Consider the following 21,571-nt stretch of genomic DNA (forward strand, 5'->3'; position numbering starts at 1 on the left):
TATTATTGGTTTACTAAATAATGTAGGGTATTGTGACTTAGGTTATACTGTAGAATAGCATCTAAGTAATTCATCTGAATCGCTAGTGCTGTTTCTACAGATTGAATGTATTCTACATAAGAGATATCCCCATTATTATAAGATTTCTTAGCGTGATCTTTGATAAGCGCAGCATTTTTTAAAGCGTTTTCTTGATAGTAATCGATTACTTTTTCTTGTGCTTTGATAATGTCAAATTGTTGTTGGACATTTTCTTCTAACTGTTTGTGCAGGTATTCTTTTTGCACTGTAGCTTGTTGTATTTCATACTTCATCGCTTTTACCTTAGCGTTTTGACTACCAAAGAAGATAGGTATAGAAATCCCAACAGTATAACTTGGTACACGCAATTCTTTACCATAAGTGATAGGTAGTCCATTACTCCCTGTTACAGTTCCTGAATCTGATTTTATATTATAACCTAATGAGAAGTCAGGTAAGAAGTTTGCCTTCTCTAGTCTTCTATTTGCTTCTATTGTTTCGATCTCTTTTTCTGCTAGCTGAATAGTGTTGTTTAAACTCAAATCAAAGTCAACATCCGCCTCGTGTTTGTCATACACAATATCAGTGTTCATAGGGATGAAATCTTCCTCTAAGTTTAATAGAGCTTTTAGCTTAGAAGTTTCGTTGTCTATCCCTGTTTTATTTTGTGTGATAAGTACTCTTAACTCTTGTTCTTTAGCAGAAGCTACATTACTTTCCATCAGTGTAGTTTCACCTGTTTCATAGCGAAGCTTAGCTGATTTAGAAAAATCCTTTAACAAGTCTGCTTGTTCTTTAAGTAGTACTTCTTTTGAAAGTGCATACAATAAGTTTTCCCAAGCTTGTCTTACTGCATATTCTGTAACATTAACAGCTCCTTGCTGTTGGATAACAGCGGTCTCGTAAGCCTTATTTAGAACAGACTTTTTCTTTCCATAGGTAAACGGTGAGAAAGATTGAGAAATAGACAAGGTAATGTCCTTTTTCTCTTTAGTGTCTAAATACCCAAAACCTGTTGAGATATCTGTTTTAGCTAGGTCAAAGTATGTTCCTATCATTTGCTTTTGAGCAATTGTATTATACTCTGCCGCTTTTATTCCTTTATTATTTGCTACGCTTAGTTCTAAAGCCTCTTGTAATGTAAGCTTTTTGACTTCTTGTGCTTGTGTACCTATCCCCATTAGTAATAATAGAGTAGAGGCTACTATAGTTTTATTTTTTTTGCCTATACCCAATCCTTTTTCTTCATAGTAATAGATAATAGGCAAGACGATTAACGTTAAGATAGTAGCAGATATTAACCCTCCGATAACTACTGTAGCTAGGGGTTTTTGTACTTCTGCTCCAGCACTAGTGCTCAGTGCCATTGGTAAGAAACCTAGAGAAGCTACAGCTGCTGTAAGTAATACAGGGCGTAGACGTATTTTAGTTCCTTCTATAATTCTTTCGTATAAATCCATACCTTCTTTTTTAAGTGAGTTAAACTGACCGATTAGTACGATACCATTTAATACAGCGACTCCGAAAAGTGCGATAAATCCAACTCCTGCTGAGATACTAAATGGCATATCTCTAAGCCATAATGCAGCTACTCCACCGATAGCAGAAAGAGGAATAGCAGTAAAGATCATCAAGGACTGTTTTCCTGATTTAAAAGTAAAGTATAACAACACAAATATTAATGCTAGAGCTACTGGTACAGCTACCATTAATCGGTTTGTTGCTTCCACTAAGTTTTCAAATTGTCCTCCATAAGTGATAAAGTATCCATCAGGCATATCTAGTTTTTTATCTAAGATGGCTTGAATGTCATTCACCACACTTTTTACATCTCGTTCGCGGACATTAAATCCTAATACAATACGTCTTTTACCATCTTCTCTACTGATCTGTTGAGGACCGTCTTCATAGTCGATATTAGCGATTTGCCCTAAGGGAATTTGTTGCCCATTCGCTAATGGGATAAACATATTTCTTAGGTTTTCAATATCTTGTCTAGAATTGCTTTCTAAGCGCACGACTAGGTCAAATCTCTTTTCTCCTTCATAAACTACTCCTGCAGTTTCTCCTGCAAAACCAGCTCTTACGACTTGACTGATTTCAGATATGGTAAGCCCATATAGCGCAAGTTTATCTTGATTATACTTAATCGATATCTGTGGCAATCCGCTTACTCTTTCTAGTTTAGGACTAGCTACACCAGGTACACCTGAGATTAGACCACTTATTTCATCTCCTATACTCGCTAGGCGATCTAGATCGTCTCCAAATACTTTAATCGCTACATCACTTCTTACTCCGGTCATTAGTTCGTTAAAACGCATTTGGATAGGCTGAGAGAATTCTGTCGTTACTCCCGGTATTTCTTCTAGTGCTTCTTCCATTAGAGAGATAAGTTCCTCTTTGGTTTTAGCTGATGTCCATTCTTTTTTCTCTTTTAAAATAATAATCATATCGGCAGCTTCCATAGGCATAGGATCTGTTGGAATCTCTGCACTACCTATTTTTGAGATGACCATTTTCACTTCAGGGAAGCGCTCCATTAGAATCTGTTCTGCCTTAGTTGTAGTCTCTATTTCTTGAGATAGTGAACTACCAGAAGAGATAATAATATGTGTAGCTAAATCTCCTTCGTCTAGAGTAGGAATAAACTCACCTCCCATACGACCGAAGACAAATAAAGCAATAGCAAATAATCCAAAAGCAATAGCTAGAACGATTCTTTTTATTTTAAAAGCACCTTCTAATACAGGCTTATACCAACTGTATAACTTGTCAATAATCTTATCACTAAAGTTTGGTTTTTCTTTGCCTGCTTTCTTCGATAAGAATAACGAAGAAGCCATAGGTACATAAGTAAGCGAAAGAATGAAAGCTCCTAGAATAGCAAATGACACAGTCATCGCCATAGGGCCAAACATTTTTCCTTCGATACCTGTTAAAGCTAATATAGGCAAGTACACGATTAGAATAATAATTTCTCCAAACGAAGCACTTGTTCTTATTTTAGACGAAGCAGTATATACTTCAGTGTTCATTTCGTCTTGGGTGAGCACCCTATTTTTACCTGCGTGGAGTCGATGTACTATGGCTTCTACAATAATAACAGCTCCATCGACTATTAATCCGAAATCAATTGCTCCTAAACTCATTAAGTTACCACTTACACCGAATAACTTCATCATAGAGATAGCGAATAATAAGGCTAGAGGTATCACAGAGGCTACGATTAGCCCTGCTCTCCAGTTTCCTAAAAGCAATACTAGTACAAATACGACAATCAATGCTCCTTCGATAAGGTTTGTTTGTATTGTACTAACTGTTTTATCTATTAACTTAGTTCTATCTATAAAAGGTTCTATTGCTACCCCTTCAGGTAGTGTTTTTTCTATTTGAGTGATTCTTTCTTTTACCGCTTTGACCACTTCTTGTGTATTGGCATCTTTTAGCATCATCACCATACCACTCACATCTTCACCTTTTCCATCTTTAGTCACAGCACCATATCGAATACTGCTCCCGATGCGTACTTCTGCCACATCGCGTACTAATACAGGTGTACCGTTGTTAGACTTTACTACGATTCGCTCTATATCTTCTATGCTTTTTACCATTCCCACACTTCGGATGAAGTAAGCATAAGGTTTTTTGTCAATATAAGCTCCTCCAGTATTCTCATTATTGGCTTCTAGTGCGTTAAATATCTCCAGGATAGAGGTGTTCATACTGTTAAGCAAGTCAGGTTTTATTGCTATTTCGTATTGTTTTAATTCACCTCCTAGGGTGTTTACTTCAGCCACTCCTTTTACACCTACCAGTTGCGGTTTGATAATCCAGTCTTGTATAGTACGTAGATCCATACTATTGTATCTTTCTTCGTAGCCATCTTTAGGGTAGACTACATATTGGTATATTTCGCCTAGCCCTGTACTCACAGGAGCTAACTCAGGTGTTCCTACTCCTTTAGGAATGACTTCTTCAGCAGTTTTTAGTTTTTCTGATATTTGATTACGAGCCCAGTATATATCCGTGTCTTCTGTAAATACTACAGTGATCACACTTAGTCCAAACCTACTGATAGAGCGAAGTTCCGTTATATTAGGAATGGGCTTTACAGCCTGCTCGATAGGATAGGTGATGAATTGTTCCACTTCTTGTGTTGCTAGTGTAGGAGAACTAGTGATAATTTGAACTTGATTATTGGTTATATCAGGTTGAGTATCCATTGGTAAATTAAGGAGAGAATAAGTCCCAAGCGTGATTAACCCTAGAACAAATAGTCCAATAATAAACTTGTTGCGGATACTAAAATGTATGATTTTATCTAACATAGTAGTAATAGTCTTAAAAATGATTTGTGATGTGTTGTATGGGCTAAGTAATACGCCATAACAAGAGTTAACTTTATGATTCTATAAGCCTGTATAGGATAACTACAATCTTGTTCTCTGTTAGAATATGTCTACAGAAATAAGTAGCTCTAAAGGTTCATTGAACAATATTATAGCTCAATGAATAGATAGAAATAAAAAGTTAAAAGGGTATTAAGCAACTATCTTAGGTGGTTGCCAAATAGGATACTCCATTCTAATCACAGCATCTTTGTGATATGAAGGGATTTTGTGATTGTGTTTTACAGAAGAAAGGTCTATTACATTAATAACTTCTGCCACAGTTAAAGAAACTGCACAACAAGAACAGCTACACAATGGAGAACACACATCTAAGTGGTCTATATCAGAGTCAGCCTGTTGTAAAGAAGTTAAGTGTATAGATTCTGTACTTTGAGTAATATTCAAATCAACATAACTATCCGCACAAGGATAGAAACTTATCGCTAGAAAAACTAACGAAAGAAATAAGTTTAATATGTTGTTGAATTGTTTCATAAGGCAAATATAGTAGAAAGAGATGAGATGATAAAACATAGACTATGTCTTTGCAACAGTGTTGCATAGCTAAATATGGAATACAATAGACTCATACTACTGTTTATTATAGTACAACAGTTCTTGTTCTTATGAGATCCTTGTGTTATTCAGACTCACATTTGTTATATTTTCTTCGCTTATAGGGATTTAACATAAGTTTTTAAGTGTTTCATTTTCAATTAAGTAAATTAGTGGGAACTTAAAAAAATATAATTATGAGTACACAGATAAAATCAAGTATTAAAACAATTAACCCAACTACGGGAAAAGAAGAAAAAGTGTATCCAGTGATGTCACCTGAAGAAATAGATAAGATCTTAGCTAAAGCAGATAAGACCTTTCTGACATGGGGAAAGACAACGATAAAAGAAAGAGCAGCTATTATTCATAAAGTAGCAGAAGCTTTCAGAGCACGTAAGGAAGAGCTAGGAGCCTTAATCACTCGTGAGATGGGTAAACTACACAGTGAAGGGATAGGAGAAGTGCTATTATGTGCGGATATCTTTGACTTCTATGCTACTAATGCAGAAACCTTATTAGCAGATGAAAAGATAAAAACACCTCACGGAGAAGCATTTATTAGTAAAGAACCCATAGGTACTATCCTTAGTGTACAGCCGTGGAACTTCCCATTCTATCAGATTACACGTTCTGCTGCTCCTAATCTTATGGCAGGGAATACAATGGTGTTAAAACACGCTTCTAATATTCCTCAATGTGCAGAGATTATGGAGATAATCTTTAAAGAATGTGGTCTACCTGATGGGGTATACACTAACTTATTTGTGCCAGGAGCATCTATAGAAGCGATTATCGGTGATCCTAGAGTGAAAGCTGTAGCATTCACAGGAAGTGAGCCAGCAGGATCGAGTGTAGCTGCTGCTGCAGGTAAGCACATTAAGAAAACGACATTAGAGTTAGGAGGTAGTGATGCTTTCGTGGTACTAGATGATGCAGATCTTAATAAAGCTATCAAAGGAGCCGTGGAAGGTCGACTATGGAATGCTGGTCAAGTATGTGTATCGCCTAAACGTCTTATAATAGATAAGAAATTAGCTAAGGCGTTTATTGAAGGAGTGACTGAACAAGTAAAGCAAACAAAAGTAGGAGATCCTATGTCAGCCGATACTCAGTTAGCACCTCTAAGTAGTGAGAAAGCTAGAGAAGATGTATTAAAACAAGTGAAGAAAGCTGTAGAACAAGGCGCTAAGTTAGTCTATGGTGGAAATAAATTAGATAGAGAGGGATGGTTTATGGAACCAACTATTCTAACTGGTATCAAGAAAGGGATGGATGCCTATAGTGAAGAGATCTTCGGGCCTGTATTTATGATTTATGAAGTAGAGAACGAGGCAGAGGCTATCGCATTAGCTAATGATACAGATTATGGATTAGGTGGTAGTGTATTCACAGAGAATAAAGAAAGAGGAGTGAAGGTCGCTCGTCAGATCGCTACCGGAATGGTGTATATCAACCATGTGACAGGTATCTCACCAGAATTACCTTTTGGTGGTACGAAGAAGTCAGGGTATGGTAGAGAACAAGCGAAATACGGTATCCATGAATTCGTCAATGAAAAACTGATCAGAGTAACTGATATAGATAAAGCTTATTAGTAGTAATAAGTACTTTTAATTGTTTAAGTGGAGGGTGTTCTTTATAGAACATCCTCTTTTTTTTATATTCATTGGTTAATGAATTTTATATGACAAAGAATGTTCTGTAGAGGCACAATACATTGTATCTAACGTGTAGTGTGTCTACCAGTAATGTTCTGTAGAGACGCAATACATTGCGTCTACCGTATAGTATGTCCATCAATATGATTTATAGGTTATTATAGAATTTGTCTTGTTTCCATGTAATAGGATTCATTATAATATAATTAGCAATCTTAATATAAGATTCTGCAGTTCGTATGATATGATCATGATATCTTGGTTGCCAGAAAAAAGGAATATTTAGTGTGTAAGCATCTTTCTTTACTCCTACTTTAAATCCTCTTATTATAGAGCCTAAACTACCAGAAGTAACTTTGCATTCCTTTTTTAATGTGCTGTTGTCATTAAATGTGTTACTGTTGTTAATATGTAAAATACCATGTATATGATTAGGCATTATGATAAAAGCATCAAAGATGACATAAGGATGATATGAAGGAATATTATTCCAACATTTTAATACGCTATGTCCTAATGGGCTCAAGATTATTTCTTCTTGTTGAATTGTACCAAAGTAATTGATTCTATCTTTTGTACATATTGTAATAAAGTAAGTACCATTATTACTATAATCCCACCATTGAGCCCTGTTAGTAGGACTTCTATATATTTTATTGTTTTGATTCATTGTTTTTGGTTTAAGTAATATCTACAAAAAGTATTCCTGTTTTTTTTAATGCATTTAAATACTGGGTGTTAGACGCAAAGTGTTGCGTCTCTACATGACCTTGATTGTGTGTATTATTCTGTTAGGCGCAAAGTATTGCGTCTCTCCTTATATCATTCGTGTAATTATCCCTCATTTCCTTTGCTATTTAAATAATGTATCGTAATATTGCGATGTATTAAATGAAGAGATTATGGGAATTACAAAAGCAGAATTGTTTAGCGAGAAAAAGAATCGGTTAGCTAGTATGTTTAAAGTACTAGCGCATCCTGCTAGATTAGCTATTCTTCAATACATCATTAATCAGAAAGCCTGTATCTGTAATGACTTAGTAGAAGAATTAGGTCTTGCACAAGCAACTATATCTCAACATCTGAAAGAGTTAAAAAAAAGTGGTCTTATTAAGGGAAGTATAGAAGGGAAGTCTGTCTGTTATTGTATAGATGATACTGTATGGAATGAATTTGCTCAAGAATTTGGGTTATTCTTTGCACAATCTATTCAAAACAACGAATGCTGCTAAAGCATTTTTTTAAACCAACGTATCGTAATATTACGATGTATTAATGAGCATTAAAATTTAGAAATATGAAATTATCAGAAGTAAAACAAGTGTTAGCAACCATGCAAGACGTGGTATTTAAATTAGAAGACGGTAATAGTGTACCCTCGCATTTTCATATTACAGAAGTAGGTCAGATTGATAAAAACTTTATTGACTGTGGAGGTACTGTACGAAAAGAGCAGAAAGTGAGTTTCCAGTTGTGGTTAGCAGATGATTACGATCATCAACTGAAAGCTGAGAAGCTATTGCACATTATTAATTTGTCTGAGCGTTTATTACAGATCCAAGATGCTGAAGTAGAGGTAGAGTATCAACAGGCTACTATAGGTAAGTATAATCTTGGTTTTGATACAACTAATAAGCACTTTGTATTACAAAATACCTTGACAGCGTGTTTAGCAGAAGATGCATGTGGTATACCTGTATCTAAACCTAAAGTAGCTCTGTCTTCTTTAAAAGCAGAATCTTGTTGTTCACCTAGTAGCGAGTGTTGTTCGGATGAGAAATAAAAGGATGAAATTTTTAGATCGCTACCTTACCCTTTGGATATTTTTGGCCATGATATTAGGTGTTGGCGTCGGTTATTTCTTTCCCCGCATTCAAGATCTTATGGCATCGGTGTCTATTGGGAGTACGAATATCCCTCTAGCGATAGGGTTGATTGTGATGATGTATCCTCCATTAGCTAAGGTGGATTATAACTTATTACCAAAAGTGTTTGAAGATAAAAAGGCATTGACTTCATCCTTACTACTGAATTGGGTGATTGGTCCTGTTCTTATGTTTGTGTTGGCTATTATTTTTTTGAGGGATCAGCCTGACTATATGATAGGAGTGATTCTAATCGGATTGGCTAGGTGTATAGCGATGGTGCTAGTATGGAATGATTTGGCAAAAGGAAATAAAGAATATGCTGCTATGTTAGTAGCTCTGAATAGTGTGTTTCAAGTACTTTTTTACAGTGTATATGTATGGCTTTTTATCAATGTACTACCTGCCAAATTAGGTTTGGCTACTTATGATGTACATATAGAGATAAGTGATGTGATACAAAGTGTCTTGATCTACTTAGGAATTCCCTTTTTAGCAGGCTTCTTAAGCCGAAAATACTTGGTGAAATACAAAGGAGAGCAGTGGTATAATCACAGGTTTATTCCACGCATATCACCTTTTACCTTGTATGCTTTATTGTTTACGATACTGTTGATGTTCTCTTTTAAAGGACAGCAAGTAGTAGAATTACCGATGGAAGTGATACAAGTAGGTATTCCTTTAGTCATTTATTTTGTATTGATGTTTGCCATCAGTTTTTGGCTGAATTATCGTATGAAATTACCTTATGATCACAATGCTGCTATCGCTTTCACTGCTTCAGGAAACAACTTTGAATTAGCTATTGCCATTGCTATTGCAGTCTTTGGAATACATTCTCCCCAAGCTTTTGTTGGAGTAATCGGGCCTTTGGTAGAAGTACCTGTTTTAATTGCTCTTGTGAGATTAAGCTTGTATTGGCAAAAGAAATATTATCAAAAATAAATATAGATAGAGACGTAGTTCACCACAGAACTGCGTCTTTTTGTTACTGTATCTATTCGAGAAAACTACCTGTACTTTTTTTGTTTTCTCTCTTCTTTTTACTGTTTTTTAATGGTAAATAGCTTTTTTTACTCTTATTTTTTTAGTTAAAGCAGTTGTTTTGACCTTTATACAACCAATATATTAAAAAAAGCTATCATTTTTTTGAAGGATATTTTATCTTAAGTTGTTGATTGTTAGTGTTTTGTTTGTTTTTGACTGTTTTTTATACTTTACTCATACCTGCTTTAACCCTAGTAAATACGAGGCATACAGCAAAATCCTTGGACAATTCATGGACAATACCTAGAGAATGGTGGAGGAAAGCGATGGTTTGTCGAAGGATGCTCCTTTTATTATCCAGCTATTGTTCTAGGATTAGCTCTTGTGATTCTATTGAGGTGGAAGAGAATTGTATAGAGAAAAAGTTATTAAGATGTGTCAGGGTATTTTTAGGAGAATAGAATAATACTAGAACTATTGAATGTGTGCTTATAATGAACTATAGGTTTAATTATGTTATTCAGATTTTATAATTCTTTAGAATAAGCTATTTGTTTGATTAATAGTATAACTTTTTGATTATTAAGGGGTTGTTTTTTATTATCTTGTAACTTATTAAACATACCTATACTATATTATGAAAAAAGCATATTTGCTAGTACTGATCTTCCTTACATCAATGTATTTGTTTGCTCAAGAAAATGCACCTTTAATCACGGGAAAAGTTAATATTTCTATTAAAGAGGGAACCTTTGAATGTGACTTGACTTTATCAGATATTCCGCAGTTAAAGAACTATTATATTCGTTTAAACTCAGGCATGAACCCTTTACACTTTAGAAGTAAGGAACCAAATGACTTTTTAATCTATGCAGATAAATCAGTTACAGATTCAACTTCAACAGGAGAAACATTAGCTTACTATTTTGCAGATAATACTAAGAGTGGCAAGTTTCTACCTAAATCTTTGCAGATAAGATATGTAGGTAAATTTCCTGTAGCTACTGATACTATTGAGAATTATAGTAGAGAGGATTGGAAAGGGAATATAGCTTTTAATAATTATTCTGTTAGAGCAGATGGGAATCAATCAGGTTGGTATCCTGTTTTATACGATATAGATAAGGATAAGGCTTATGATAGGGTAAAATATGATATTGAATTAACATGTAAGGACTGTACTACGCTTTATATCAATGGGAATATACCAGTGAAGAGCCAAACTCATCGATTTAAAAGTGATGTACCTCAAGAACTAGCTATTTTTAGTGGAGATTACAAATATTCAAAAGTTGATAATACCTATTTATTAAATCCAGATATTGAAGAAAGTCAAATAAAAGAATTCGGCCATTTGATAGAATCATTTAAAAAATATTATACTACTAATATCGGTATTCCATTTGAACAAGAAACAGTATTTATAAATACTACACCTACTTCTAAGAATAATTCTTGGATGTTTGTATCTTATCCTAGTATATATACTATTGGTTGGGGAAATAATGGATTGAAAAGTATTTTTAAGCCTAAGACACAGAATTGGTTTAGACCTTTTATAGCACATGAATTAGGACATTATTACTTTGGGACTTATAAGGTGTTTAATTCAGAGTTAGGAGATATGATGAGTGAAGGATTTGCAGAATATCTATCTTGGCAATTAACTAAGGATGTCTTAGGTAAGGATATTTATAAAGGGATAGTATCTAGAAAGATAGAGGCATTAGATAAGTTTAAAGAAGCTGTTATTCCGTTTGGTAAAATAAAGTCTCAAGAAGAGTATTTGGATAGAGAGTTATATGTGTATTACTATGCACCTTTGTTATTCGAGGCGATACGAAAAGAAATCGGAGATAAACAGATGTGGAGTTGGTTAAGAAATATTCTTATGACAAAAACTGATTTTACAAACTATGATTTTCTATGTTCTACGTTAAAGGAGACAATTAAGGATGATAAGAAGTTTGAAGAAATAAAAACAAAGTATTTTGAAGGAAAAAACTCTATAAATGATGCTGTTGAATTAGTAAAAAAAGAGTTCTAATTTTAAAATTATACTAATGGTCTCTGTATCTCCTTAAAATACACCATCTCTGTAGATGATTTATAAATGGGAATTATTATTTTTAGCTTTCTTAAAATAGAAAGAGTAAACTAATCATGGACACAAATAATAACTATATAGAGATCAATAAAAAAACTTGGAATGAGAAGGTGGCTTTGCATGTAGATTCTGAGTTCTATAATATGAAAGATTTTTTGGCAGGGGAGACTTCTCTAAATGAGATAGAGTTAAACTTGTTAGGAGATGTTAGAGGGAAAAAGGTTCTTCATTTACAATGTCACTTTGGACAAGATACGCTTTCGTTAGCTAGAATGGGGGCAGATGTAACAGGTGTAGATCTGTCTGATAAAGCTGTAGAAAAAGGGAGTGAACTAGCTCAGCAGTTAGGACTAGATGTTCGTTTTATTTGCAGTGATGTGTATCAACTGCCAGAGGTGTTAGAAGAGCAGTTTGATATCGTATATACCAGTTATGGAGTGATAGGTTGGTTACCTGATATGAATAAATGGGCTGAAGTAGTATCTAAGTTTGTCAAACCAGGAGGTAAATTTGTATTCGTAGAGTTTCATCCTTTCATTTGGATGTATGACTACGATTTTACTAAGATTGAGTACTCTTATTTTAATATAGAGCCTATTGTAGAGACAGAGACAGGTACCTACGCAGATAAGACTGCTGATGCCGAGTTTGGTAGTGTAAGTTGGAATCACAGTATTGCTGATGTTGTGCAGGGATTGGTTAATAATCAATTGCAAATAAAGGCCTTCGAAGAACATAATTATTCTCCTTATCCTTGTTTTAATCAGGTGGTAGAGATAGCACCTAAGAAGTATCAGATTAAACCTTTTGGAGATAAAGCTCCTTTAGTATATGCTATCGTAGCAGGAAAGTAAGCATGACGCGGCTTATATATATGAGATAACAGAGTATAATCCGTGCCTATAGTTGAGTCTATATATAGCGTATATTATAGTATAGAGTGAATAGAATATGAGGTGTATATCTATATCCATAGTGAGGCGGTAATGCGTTTGTTTTTTGGGATTAGGATATTTTGAGTAAATTTGCCTTACTACATTAAGTTTATCTTCTATCTTAATGACTTCATTTTTAGAAAAGTGTGTAGGTACTACTACAGTGATTGCTTTTCGTTTTTCCTAAGAATACAAGTATCAGTAACAACAGTTTTGCTCTTGTTGAGATTATCAATAAGAGTGAGTAATACCATATTTTATACATGAACATACCACCATTCTATATATTTACAGGAGGCCCAGGTAGCGGAAAAACGACGTTACTTCATGCCTTAGAAGCTCAAGGATATACCGTAATGCCTGAAGTGGGGAGGGCTATTATCCAGCGCGAACAAGCATTGGGTAGCGATGTACTGCCTTGGGAGAATAAACAATTATTTTATGAAGCGATGCTATCTCAGTCTGTTTATGATTACGAACATTGTATAACGGATGAGGTTATATTATGGGACAGAGGGATACTCGATAGCATAGGCTATGCCGTATTAGAAGGATTAGATATAAGTGAGGCACAGCATAGTATCGCCTCCAGTCTTCCCTATATGCCAACTGTCTTTATCTTACCTCCGTGGGGAGAAATCTATACGCAAGACAAAGAACGCAAACAGGATATGGAGGTAGCTAGGGCAACTTATGAGACAATGAAAACAACGTATCAACGATATGGTTATACTCTAATAGAGGTGCCTAAAGGGACAGTAGATGAACGCGTAACCTTCGTAATGAATCAATTAAAGAAAGAAGAAAATGAAAGAAATAATAGAGACTGATAGAGTAATAATTCGCCCTTTAGAAGAAGGAGATGTAGAGGGGATATTGGCTTTAGACGGAGATATCCGAGTGTTAGAGTTCTTAGGTAAGAAACCGATAGGGAGTAAAGAAGAGGCGCTCGGCGTAATCAGATTTATTCGTCAGCAATACGAAGACTTCGGTATCGGAAGATGGGCTGTGATAGAGAAAGAAACGAATACTTTTATCGGGTGGACAGGCTTTAAGTATTTAAAAGACGGTCCTAGTGGAGTCGCAGAATACTTAGATTTAGGATACCGCTTTATCTACGAGGCATGGGGTAAGGGATATGCTACTGAGACTGCGAAAGCATGCTTAGTATATGCAGACAAACATTTGACAACGTTACCGATACATGCTAGTTCTGAAGTAGGTAATGATGGCTCTAGACATGTGTTAGAAAAAGTAGGTTTTAAAGTAGTCGATACATTTTTAGATGAAGGTGTGCCAAATTTTTGGTATATTAGACTTAAGAAATAAAAAGGCTATAACGAAGGAACGCTATGAATATGTTAATTAGATTATTCGAGCAATACGGGTATTTATCACCAATGTGTAAAGAGGCTTTGGAAAAAAATACTCAGATATTTTATAAGAGAAAAGGGGAGTACCTACTAAAAAAAGGACAACTATCAGGTAGTCTTTATGTTTTAGAAGAAGGCTTTGTGCGTGGATTCTATATGCATAATGATCAAGAGATAGATGTATGGTTTGCTTTTGAACAAACCATCATGGGGTCTACTTATCAGATGTATAAGAGCAAAGCTTCTCTTGAGTTTATACAATGTATGGAAGACTGTGTGGTACATGCGATTCCAAACCAAGTTATATTTCGTTTTTTTAAAGAGTATCCTGAGTTAAACTTGATTTTAAGACGCTCTACAGAAGACTATTGTTTACAGTTAGAAGATAGAGCTTTTCAACTTCAGACCATGTCTGCTACAGAGCGATACCACAGATTATTAAAAGATCTAGGGAGTGATGTGAATAGAATCCCTTTAGGAAATATCGCATCTTATCTAGGGATCTCCCAAGAAACACTTAGTAGAATCAGAAGAATTTGACATATATCAAAAAAGTAGCCCTCAACAGAGGGCTATTTTTGTGGCGTAAATAAATGATATATGAAGAATTTTATCTTTTTAGCAGTAGCTATTGTGTGTGAAGTAATAGGTACAAGTGCTTTAAAAGCATCAGAACAATTTTCTAAATTAGGAGCTAGTGTATTGACTGTATTGATGTATGCGGCTGCATTTTATTGTTTAAGTCAGACTCTTCGCACTATTCCCGTAGGGATAGCGTATGCGATATGGTCAGGAGTAGGTATCGTTTTAGTAACTTTGATAGCGATAGTACTGTATAACCAAAAACCAGATGTTCCTGCTGTATTAGGGCTGGGATTGATTATAGCGGGGGTAGTTGTAATCAATGTGTTCTCTAAGATGAGTGCGCATTAAATAACAGATAGAAGAATGAGTGATATTAATTTTAAAGAGCTGAGTTATCTAAGAGAAGGAAATAAGGTACAACAGCGAATAGCTGAGGTACTAGAACAAGGATTAGTAATGGATAAGTTACGTAAGTTTGATCCAGTATTAATCGGTACTTTTCCGATAGATATTGCCGTTGAAGGGAGTGATTTAGATATTGCTTGTTGTTATCAGAATAAAGAGGAGTTTATACAAACAGTACAACTTTCGTTTTCGTTTATAGAAGATTATACTTTGACAGAAGTAGAGATAGGAGGTATACCTACTGTAGTAGTCAACTTTACGTTAGAAGAATTTTCTGTAGAGTTATTTGCTCAACCTAGACCTGTAGAAGAACAAAATGGTTATCGACATATGCTCATCGAATATGCTATCTTAAACGAGAAAGGTGATAGCTTCAAGCAAGAAGTAATAAAGCTGAAAAAAGCAGGGGTAAAAACAGAGCCTGCTTTTGCACAGTTATTAGGGTTAACTGGCAATCCTTATGATAGTTTATTAGCTTATGGCAATAAGGAGTAAGATAGGGTTAAATAGAGGAATTGTGGGGTTGATGTATTAGTGTATAGTACCTTTTTAAACATAAAATTACCCACTATAGGTACTAACACTTATAGTGGGTAATCGTTAACAAACATCTCATGTAAACATCTTAGACAACTAATAATAAAGATGTTCTAGTAACTAAACAATACTTGAGAAAGTAATAAGAATGTGTTAGAAAGCGTATTGTTTAGAGAAGTCTTTACCATCTCCTGATAAAGTTAGTTCTTCATTAACCAATACTTTTCCTTCTTTTTCTATTTTATAGTTGATTGGCAAACTCTCTCCATAGTTAATAATCTGTACACTATTAGCAAAAGCGTTGATTGGCTCAGTAGTTTCGATTACATACGTTTTAGTACCAGCACCGAAGTCGTTCTTCGCTAGACTAATAGCAGACTCACCTGTTCTAACTTTACCATTTACTTTCCATACATCTGTCTTTCCGCTAAGTGTTCCTCCAGCATAAGTTAGAGAAACGAAATCATTCTCACCAACATTAGTTAAGGATACTGTGACTTTGTAAGTATTCTTTTCTAAAGCTGGGCTGTCAGTGCTATTATCATCACTACTACAAGCTGTAGTAGCTAAGCCTAATGTTAAAACGGCTAATACACTTAAAAAAGCAGTTCTTAATTTTGAGTTTTTCATGTTTTTTGTTTTGTTTTATATGTGAGTTACAAATATCAGTAGATTGGCTTTTTATGACAATCACAGAATACCATGAATCTGTTTCTAATGGTTTACCATTAATTTTAGAATAGTAAATGATGAATGTGTTTTTATTGTGATATTTGTACTTTAATACATGATTCTATGTTGAAAAAACTTTATCTACTTGTTTCCTTTACTTTATTCATTTCTTTTAGTTATGGTCAGCAGCTATTACCTTTAGATGAAGAAGGTTACTTCAGAGAAATAAATGAACAAATCAAGACTAGTAAGAGTGAAAAAAATCGTTTAGAGCATTATTTGCTTTTAGCAGAGTTTTATGCTCCTACAGATAGTGTGAAAAGTAAGGAAGCGCTGACTAAGGTATTGTCTTCGCCTCATAAGCATTTGTTATCTAAAGGCGTGATAGCGTATTATCAAGGGATTTATGAGACTAATCAAGGGAGTAAAAGCAAAGCGAAACAATATTATGAAGAGGCGATTAAAGAGCTGAAGGAGGATAAGGAAAATGTAGATGTTTTAATTCGAAGTTGGTATAACTACGCATATGTGCAAGTAGAGGATATGGGGTATGAAGTCTTATTAAAAATACTGACAGAGAAGTGTATTCCATTAAGTGAAAAGGCAGGAAATAAGTTATATCTAGCTTATGCTAATACGCAAGTAGGGTTGACCTTTATGTCAGTGGGACAATTTGATAAAGCAGAAGAGTACCACTTTAAAGCTTTAGAGGTATTAAAAGAATTGCCTGAAGAGGAAACTATTCACTTGATTACTTATTTTAATTTAGTGAGTAATTATTGTTATCAAGCTAATAGCACTGCAGCTAAGATCTATTTAGATAAAGCGACTCAACTGTTAGAACACTACCCTAATTCGAGACAGTATCCCAATTATTATTATCAATTAGCAATGTATCACACCACTAGACAGGAATATAAACCTGCTCTAGTGAGTTTAAATAAAGGAATAGAACTCTCTAAGCAAATGAAGCAACCTAAGCTTACTCAAATGCTTTATTTCCGCGTTTATAATGTGTATTTGATGCAGAGTGATTACGAGGGAGCTAAACTTATCTTAGAGCAGATCTTAAAGGATAATATCTTGAGTAAAGAAGCTGTTAATCGCAAAATAACTTTTACACAGTTAGCAGCCGTTAATGAGGTGTTAGGCGATTATAAAGAAGCTTATCAATGGATGAAAAAATCAAGTGTATTAGGAGATAGCCTCCAACAACAAAAGCTGTTGGAAAAGATGAACGAATTAGAGATTATACACGATACTCATGATAAGGAGCAGACAATTAATCAATTAATACAAGAGAAAAAGGAAGATGCTTTGATGGCTAAAAATAGAAATATGCGTATGCTGTTTTTAGCAATAGGCCTAGTACTAAGTGTAATCATAGCTATATTAGCTTTTAGAAATTATAAAAATCAACAAAAGCTAAATCAACAGATCAACATAAGCCATCAACAAGAATTGATAAACTTAGAGAATAAGCGAAAATATGAAGCTTCTCAGGCTGTATTAAAAGGGGAAGAGCAAGAAAGACAACGCATTGCTCAAGATCTGCATGACAGCATGGGAGGAATGTTAGCGAATATAAGGATGTCTATTTCTTCTACAGAGACGAGTGAGTCTAGTGGGCTATTAGCTAAAATAGATAAGTCTATCATAGAAATGAGGAGGATATCTAGAAACCTAATGCCTGAGACACTAAAGAATTTAGGATTAGAAATTGCTTTAAAAGAATTGTGTGAATCTATGACGTATGAAAAAATGAGTATTCAGTTCGAAGCATTTACTATAAGTACGACTATTCCTTTTCAGACACAATTAGCTTTGTATCGCATAGCACAGGAAGGATTGAGTAATATAATTAAATATGCTCAAGCAGATAATGTGATTGTACAGATTAGTCAAAACGAAGACTTGTTGACTCTGACAATAGAGGATGATGGAGTAGGATTTGACACTACTAAGGTAGTATATGGATTAGGGATTAAAAATATGGAAAGTAGAGTACAGTTAATCAATGGAACATTAAGTATAGACTCTCAAAAAGGACAAGGAACAACGATAAATGTAGAATGTAATGTGTAATAAGGATATAATCACGTTAGCGATAGTAGATGATCATCCAATGATATTAGAAGGCTTAAAATCATTGTTTCAAGTAGATGAGAAATATCAATTATTCTTTTTCAGTAGTGGAGAGGCAATAGTAGATTTTGTACAGAAGAATAAAGTAGATGTGGTATTACTAGATATAGTACTCAACGATGGCAGTGGATTAGATTTCTGTAAGATGATTAAACAGAAATCCCCTAATATTGTTGTGATAGGGATAAGTAATCAGGAAGAGAGAAGTATTATCTTTCAATTTTTAGAGAATGGAGGTAATGGATATATTCTGAAGAATGCTGACGCTAAAGAAATAGTCGAATGTGTAGAAAGAGCTATTAATGGAGAGTTAGCATTGAGTAAGAAAGTACAAGAGATTATGTTGACTCAATTATCTAATCCTATAGAATTGCCTCGTTTGACTAAAAGAGAACAGCAGGTACTACAAGCTATATCTAATGGATTGACTTCTGCAGAAATAGCGGATAAACTGTTTATTTCAATAATTACTGTGGAGACGCATAGACGAAATCTGTTACAGAAATTTAAAGCAAAGAATATGTTTGAACTTGTAAAAATAGCTACGGAGAATAAGTTAATCTGATTTATTCTCCGTAGCAGTTGTTTATTGAGTTAGTTAGATTTGTCATTTTATAAGCCTATTTTTCCTTCTACCCAGAAAGGCTGCGTAATGATATTGTTAGAAGAGACTCCTTTTGCTCGTAGTGCCTTTCTAAACTTCTGAATACTCTTTCCATTACCCATTAAATAGAACTGTCCATGAACTAGTTTATTCCAACGATAAGTATCTATAGATTCTAAATAATCTACTGCAGGGTATACTTCTTTATCATCTGATTTTTCAATATATTCCATATGAGGTAGATGGTCATTGGCATAAGGGATAGAATGATCACTTAACTCAAGCAGACCTTCTAGTTTGTGGTTATTCTTTTTCATTTCTTCTTGTAATGCCTGACAGAAGCCAATACAGGTATCGTCTCCATAGAAGAAGTGATAATAGGTGTTCTCATTATAGATATTTAGACCTCTAGGTAAACTAGAAGTGAGTTCAGTACCTACTGTTATATTCTTGAAAAAAGTAGTGCCAGGACCTTTTGCTTTTTGATGAAATATTACATCAAAGTACCCTTCTTCTTTATTAAAAATGCTAGGAGTGTAATTGCGATATTCTGTGTCTGATATTTGCATTAATATGGCTTGTCCTATTTCATATTTAGCATTAGAAAGGTCAGCTTCAAAACGTATTCTCAATAAGCCATTAGCTAGCTGTTCTTTTTGTGTAACTACTACAGTAACAAACATCTTACTCCATGCAGTCTTTACTATTGTACCTATTAGTTTTGGAATCTTTGGCATTTTCTTCTCTTTTAGTTTTAAGCAAAATTCATTAAAAAGAAGGAATAGGATGTAAAACTAAAATAGGAGAAGATTGGATAAAAGAGGGGAAAGTGTAGAATTAAGAATTAGGAGTTATGTACATCTCTAAATTTAGTTGACTGCTCCCTGTTTTATGTTCTCTTTTTCCTTATAAAAAAGAGCTTAATTCACAGTATAGAATTAAGCTCTTACAGTATCTCTAAATTGTAGAGGAGTCTGATAGGTTAGTTTTTTAAACATACGAGAAAAATACGTATGGTCTTCAAAACCTAGGTTAAAGGCAATTTCTTTAACAGGTTTGTTGGTGTAATATAGTAAGCGTTTCGCTTCATCTAGTATTGATTTCTTTAACCAATAACTAACTGTTTGTCCTGTGGTTTTCTTTACACAGTCATTCAGATGCGCTGTTGTAATGCTTAATTTATTTGCAAAATAAGAAGGTAGGTTTAGATGTGTCTGGTGTGTGATCAGGCGTTTAAAGTTGCTTGTAATCACTGTTGGTTGTGACTGAGTCCCTAACTCTTTGTTTTGCAAGTTATGCGTCGTTTGAGAACAAATGCTATATAATGCAGTAGAGAATAGCCCATTAATGATCTGCATCTTATGTTGGCTATTGGTAGCCGTATGTTTCTTCATTAACTCAAAAGTAGTAGCAAGCATTTGCATCTCTTCTTCTTTTATGTTTAGAAGTTGTTGACTTTCTGGTAAAGTATAAAGCAAGTCATTGAGATCATTAGGTATTCTATACTCTTGTATGCCTAAAAGATAACCCGTGAAGTCATCGCTAATGTGTCTAACGTTGTGTATTTGGTAAGGTTTGACAATAAGTATGTTATTGCGTAAGGCAGTGAATGTCTCCATTTCACAGTCCATTCTCATCTCTCCATTAGTTACAATAGAAATTACATAGTAATCATCTCTATGCGTGTGGTTAATGATAGACTTTTTTTGTTCTATATGTGTATGATCCTTTATATAAATACCTCCTAATGCTTTAGGAGACTGGCTATAAGTGATAATATCATTAGTATGAGTCATTATATTGTTATTTAATAGACTACAAATATACTGTAATTATTTAGAATCTATTTAAATAGAGGGTAAGTACTTTTGTAAAGGGGTGTGAAATAAGGCAATATGTATAAGTTATGATATACAAAAAGGGCATAAACTGTCAAAAGTTTATGCTCTTTAATATTATGAAATACTATTAATTAGCAGCATTTACGATAGCGACAAAGTCATCAGCTACAAGAGCAGCTCCACCGATAAGACCACCGTCTACATCAGGTTTAGAGAAGATTTCTTGAGCATTGCTAGGTTTAACACTTCCTCCATAAAGAATAGAAGTATTCTCAGCAACAGATTTATCATACTTTCTATCAATTTCTTGACGGATAAAAGCATGTATTTCTTGTGCTTGCTCTGGAGTAGCTGTCATTCCTGTACCAATAGCCCAAACAGGCTCATAAGCAATAACGATATTGCTCCATTGCTCTTTAGTAAGGTGGAATAACCCATCTCTTAATTGATTAAAGATAACGTTTAAGAACTGTTTATTCTCTCTATCTTTTAGCTCTTCTCCTATACAGTAGATAACACGCATATTATGACGTAATGCAGTATTTACTTTATCAGCTAATACAGCATCAGTTTCATTAAAGTAATGTCTTCTTTCAGAGTGTCCAATGATCACAGTCTCTACACCAATGCTAGTAAGCATTTGAGCAGATATTTCACCTGTGAATGCTCCACCTTCAGCTTGATGCATATTTTGTGCAGCTACTTGTACATTAGTTCCTTCTAAATGTGCTACAGCACTAGCAAGGTTTACAAAAGTAGGAGCTACAATTACTTCAACTTCTTTCCCTGAAGGTAATTTTTCAATTAACTCATCTAATAGAGTATGCGTTTCAGAATATGTCTTGTGCATCTTCCAGTTACCAGCAACGATTGAATGTCTCATA

At 34.4% G+C, this 21,571-nt stretch carries 20 protein-coding genes; 13 read left to right on the top strand and 7 right to left on the bottom strand.

Annotated elements, in window-relative coordinates; translation table 11 throughout:
* Window positions 1–2: 2 nt before the first annotated feature.
* Both MODO_RS11250 and MODO_RS11255 read right to left on the bottom strand, forming a co-directional pair.
* Window positions 3–4,352 (bottom strand): CusA/CzcA family heavy metal efflux RND transporter, encoded by a 4,350-nt coding sequence (locus MODO_RS11250; RefSeq protein ID WP_059050969.1) that lies wholly within the window; start codon window positions 4,350–4,352, stop codon window positions 3–5.
* A gap of 213 nt (window positions 4,353–4,565) precedes the next feature.
* Complete coding sequence (locus MODO_RS11255) at window positions 4,566–4,910, bottom strand: DUF6660 family protein (protein ID WP_006258575.1); 345 nt, start codon at window positions 4,908–4,910, stop codon at window positions 4,566–4,568.
* Window positions 4,911–5,167: 257 nt separating this feature from the next.
* Here MODO_RS11255 and MODO_RS11260 point away from each other — a divergent pair, with 257 nt between their 5' ends.
* Window positions 5,168–6,568: an NAD-dependent succinate-semialdehyde dehydrogenase gene (locus MODO_RS11260; protein ID WP_039330316.1), complete on the top strand. Its 1,401-nt coding sequence runs from the start codon at window positions 5,168–5,170 to the stop codon at window positions 6,566–6,568.
* Between the two features lie 211 nt (window positions 6,569–6,779).
* Here the strand turns inward: MODO_RS11260 and MODO_RS11265 are convergent, their stop codons facing one another.
* Complete coding sequence (locus tag MODO_RS11265; RefSeq protein WP_039330314.1) at window positions 6,780–7,301, bottom strand: transposase; 522 nt, start codon at window positions 7,299–7,301, stop codon at window positions 6,780–6,782.
* Window positions 7,302–7,533: 232 nt separating this feature from the next.
* On the opposite strand from MODO_RS11265, the gene MODO_RS11270 reads away from it, so the two are divergent.
* The 10 genes from MODO_RS11270 to MODO_RS11315 all read left to right on the top strand — a co-directional run bounded on the left by MODO_RS11270 (window position 7,534) and on the right by MODO_RS11315 (window position 15,383).
* Window positions 7,534–7,863: an ArsR/SmtB family transcription factor gene (locus MODO_RS11270; protein WP_039330312.1), complete on the top strand. Its 330-nt coding sequence runs from the start codon at window positions 7,534–7,536 to the stop codon at window positions 7,861–7,863.
* Window positions 7,864–7,928: 65 nt separating this feature from the next.
* A complete protein-coding gene (locus MODO_RS11275) occupies window positions 7,929–8,414 on the top strand; it encodes a DUF6428 family protein (RefSeq protein ID WP_039330310.1) in 486 nt (161 codons plus the stop codon).
* Between the two features lie 4 nt (window positions 8,415–8,418).
* Window positions 8,419–9,441: an ACR3 family arsenite efflux transporter gene (gene arsB, locus MODO_RS11280; protein ID WP_006258570.1), complete on the top strand. Its 1,023-nt coding sequence runs from the start codon at window positions 8,419–8,421 to the stop codon at window positions 9,439–9,441.
* 679 nt (window positions 9,442–10,120) lie between these two features.
* Window positions 10,121–11,530, top strand: coding sequence for a M1 aminopeptidase family protein (locus MODO_RS11285; protein WP_059050971.1), 1,410 nt, complete (start codon window positions 10,121–10,123; stop codon window positions 11,528–11,530).
* 116 nt (window positions 11,531–11,646) lie between these two features.
* Entirely contained in the window at window positions 11,647–12,444 is a 798-nt protein-coding gene (locus MODO_RS11290) for a class I SAM-dependent methyltransferase (RefSeq protein WP_039330306.1), read from the top strand.
* 344 nt (window positions 12,445–12,788) lie between these two features.
* The gene (locus tag MODO_RS11295; RefSeq protein ID WP_039330304.1) at window positions 12,789–13,355 is read left to right on the top strand and encodes an AAA family ATPase; all 567 of its coding nucleotides are present in this window, start codon (window positions 12,789–12,791) and stop codon (window positions 13,353–13,355) included.
* Window positions 13,333–13,854 carry a GNAT family N-acetyltransferase gene (locus tag MODO_RS11300; RefSeq protein ID WP_006258566.1) on the top strand — a complete coding sequence of 174 codons (522 nt, stop codon included), beginning with the start codon at window positions 13,333–13,335 and terminating at the stop codon, window positions 13,852–13,854. Before MODO_RS11295 ends, MODO_RS11300 begins: the two co-directional genes overlap by 23 nt.
* A 23-nt stretch (window positions 13,855–13,877) precedes the next feature.
* Window positions 13,878–14,438, top strand: a complete 561-nt coding sequence (locus MODO_RS11305) for a Crp/Fnr family transcriptional regulator (protein ID WP_006258565.1) — start codon at window positions 13,878–13,880, stop codon at window positions 14,436–14,438.
* 60 nt (window positions 14,439–14,498) lie between these two features.
* A complete protein-coding gene (locus tag MODO_RS11310; RefSeq protein WP_006258563.1) occupies window positions 14,499–14,831 on the top strand; it encodes a DMT family transporter in 333 nt (110 codons plus the stop codon).
* A gap of 15 nt (window positions 14,832–14,846) precedes the next feature.
* The gene (locus MODO_RS11315) at window positions 14,847–15,383 is read left to right on the top strand and encodes a DUF4269 domain-containing protein (protein ID WP_059050973.1); all 537 of its coding nucleotides are present in this window, start codon (window positions 14,847–14,849) and stop codon (window positions 15,381–15,383) included.
* A gap of 195 nt (window positions 15,384–15,578) precedes the next feature.
* Here the strand turns inward: MODO_RS11315 and MODO_RS11320 are convergent, their stop codons facing one another.
* Window positions 15,579–16,055 carry a hypothetical protein gene (locus MODO_RS11320; RefSeq protein ID WP_059050975.1) on the bottom strand — a complete coding sequence of 159 codons (477 nt, stop codon included), beginning with the start codon at window positions 16,053–16,055 and terminating at the stop codon, window positions 15,579–15,581.
* A 165-nt stretch (window positions 16,056–16,220) separates the two neighbouring features.
* Between MODO_RS11320 and MODO_RS11325 the strand changes: the two genes are divergently transcribed.
* Both MODO_RS11325 and MODO_RS11330 read left to right on the top strand, forming a co-directional pair.
* Window positions 16,221–18,182, top strand: coding sequence for a tetratricopeptide repeat-containing sensor histidine kinase (locus MODO_RS11325; RefSeq protein WP_058699678.1), 1,962 nt, complete (start codon window positions 16,221–16,223; stop codon window positions 18,180–18,182).
* Window positions 18,175–18,807 carry a response regulator gene (locus tag MODO_RS11330; protein ID WP_058699679.1) on the top strand — a complete coding sequence of 211 codons (633 nt, stop codon included), beginning with the start codon at window positions 18,175–18,177 and terminating at the stop codon, window positions 18,805–18,807. Before MODO_RS11325 ends, MODO_RS11330 begins: the two co-directional genes overlap by 8 nt.
* 47 nt (window positions 18,808–18,854) lie before the next feature.
* Here the strand turns inward: MODO_RS11330 and MODO_RS11335 are convergent, their stop codons facing one another.
* From MODO_RS11335 to tpiA, 3 genes are all read right to left on the bottom strand, one after another.
* Window positions 18,855–19,583: an FAD-binding oxidoreductase gene (locus MODO_RS11335; protein ID WP_058699680.1), complete on the bottom strand. Its 729-nt coding sequence runs from the start codon at window positions 19,581–19,583 to the stop codon at window positions 18,855–18,857.
* Window positions 19,584–19,784: 201 nt separating this feature from the next.
* Window positions 19,785–20,642, bottom strand: a complete 858-nt coding sequence (locus MODO_RS11340) for an AraC family transcriptional regulator (protein ID WP_058699681.1) — start codon at window positions 20,640–20,642, stop codon at window positions 19,785–19,787.
* Between the two features lie 172 nt (window positions 20,643–20,814).
* Entirely contained in the window at window positions 20,815–21,570 is a 756-nt protein-coding gene (gene tpiA, locus MODO_RS11345; protein WP_006258553.1) for a triose-phosphate isomerase, read from the bottom strand.
* Window position 21,571 lies beyond the last annotated feature (1 nt).

The sequence above is a fragment of the Myroides odoratimimus genome, from assembly GCF_001485415.1.
Lineage (GTDB): Bacteria > Bacteroidota > Bacteroidia > Flavobacteriales > Flavobacteriaceae > Flavobacterium > Flavobacterium odoratimimum.

Excerpts from the sequence above, each read along its gene's own strand:
- MODO_RS11330 (WP_058699679.1), top strand. The coding sequence starts at position 18,175 with ATGTGTAATAAGGATATAATCACGTTAGCGATAGTAGATGATCATCCA.
- MODO_RS11320 (WP_059050975.1), bottom strand. The coding sequence starts at position 16,055 with ATGAAAAACTCAAAATTAAGAACTGCTTTTTTAAGTGTATTAGCCGTT.
- MODO_RS11315 (WP_059050973.1), top strand. The coding sequence starts at position 14,847 with ATGAGTGATATTAATTTTAAAGAGCTGAGTTATCTAAGAGAAGGAAAT.
- MODO_RS11275 (WP_039330310.1), top strand. The coding sequence starts at position 7,929 with ATGAAATTATCAGAAGTAAAACAAGTGTTAGCAACCATGCAAGACGTG.
- MODO_RS11265 (WP_039330314.1), bottom strand. The coding sequence starts at position 7,301 with ATGAATCAAAACAATAAAATATATAGAAGTCCTACTAACAGGGCTCAA.
- MODO_RS11255 (WP_006258575.1), bottom strand. The coding sequence starts at position 4,910 with ATGAAACAATTCAACAACATATTAAACTTATTTCTTTCGTTAGTTTTT.
- MODO_RS11250 (WP_059050969.1), bottom strand. The coding sequence starts at position 4,352 with ATGTTAGATAAAATCATACATTTTAGTATCCGCAACAAGTTTATTATT.
- MODO_RS11310 (WP_006258563.1), top strand. The coding sequence starts at position 14,499 with ATGAAGAATTTTATCTTTTTAGCAGTAGCTATTGTGTGTGAAGTAATA.
- MODO_RS11295 (WP_039330304.1), top strand. The coding sequence starts at position 12,789 with ATGAACATACCACCATTCTATATATTTACAGGAGGCCCAGGTAGCGGA.
- MODO_RS11325 (WP_058699678.1), top strand. The coding sequence starts at position 16,221 with ATGTTGAAAAAACTTTATCTACTTGTTTCCTTTACTTTATTCATTTCT.
- MODO_RS11340 (WP_058699681.1), bottom strand. The coding sequence starts at position 20,642 with ATGACTCATACTAATGATATTATCACTTATAGCCAGTCTCCTAAAGCA.
- tpiA (WP_006258553.1), bottom strand. The coding sequence starts at position 21,570 with ATGAGACATTCAATCGTTGCTGGTAACTGGAAGATGCACAAGACATAT.
- MODO_RS11305 (WP_006258565.1), top strand. The coding sequence starts at position 13,878 with ATGAATATGTTAATTAGATTATTCGAGCAATACGGGTATTTATCACCA.
- MODO_RS11285 (WP_059050971.1), top strand. The coding sequence starts at position 10,121 with ATGAAAAAAGCATATTTGCTAGTACTGATCTTCCTTACATCAATGTAT.
- MODO_RS11260 (WP_039330316.1), top strand. The coding sequence starts at position 5,168 with ATGAGTACACAGATAAAATCAAGTATTAAAACAATTAACCCAACTACG.
- MODO_RS11290 (WP_039330306.1), top strand. The coding sequence starts at position 11,647 with ATGGACACAAATAATAACTATATAGAGATCAATAAAAAAACTTGGAAT.
- arsB (WP_006258570.1), top strand. The coding sequence starts at position 8,419 with ATGAAATTTTTAGATCGCTACCTTACCCTTTGGATATTTTTGGCCATG.
- MODO_RS11270 (WP_039330312.1), top strand. The coding sequence starts at position 7,534 with ATGGGAATTACAAAAGCAGAATTGTTTAGCGAGAAAAAGAATCGGTTA.
- MODO_RS11335 (WP_058699680.1), bottom strand. The coding sequence starts at position 19,583 with ATGCCAAAGATTCCAAAACTAATAGGTACAATAGTAAAGACTGCATGG.
- MODO_RS11300 (WP_006258566.1), top strand. The coding sequence starts at position 13,333 with ATGAAAGAAATAATAGAGACTGATAGAGTAATAATTCGCCCTTTAGAA.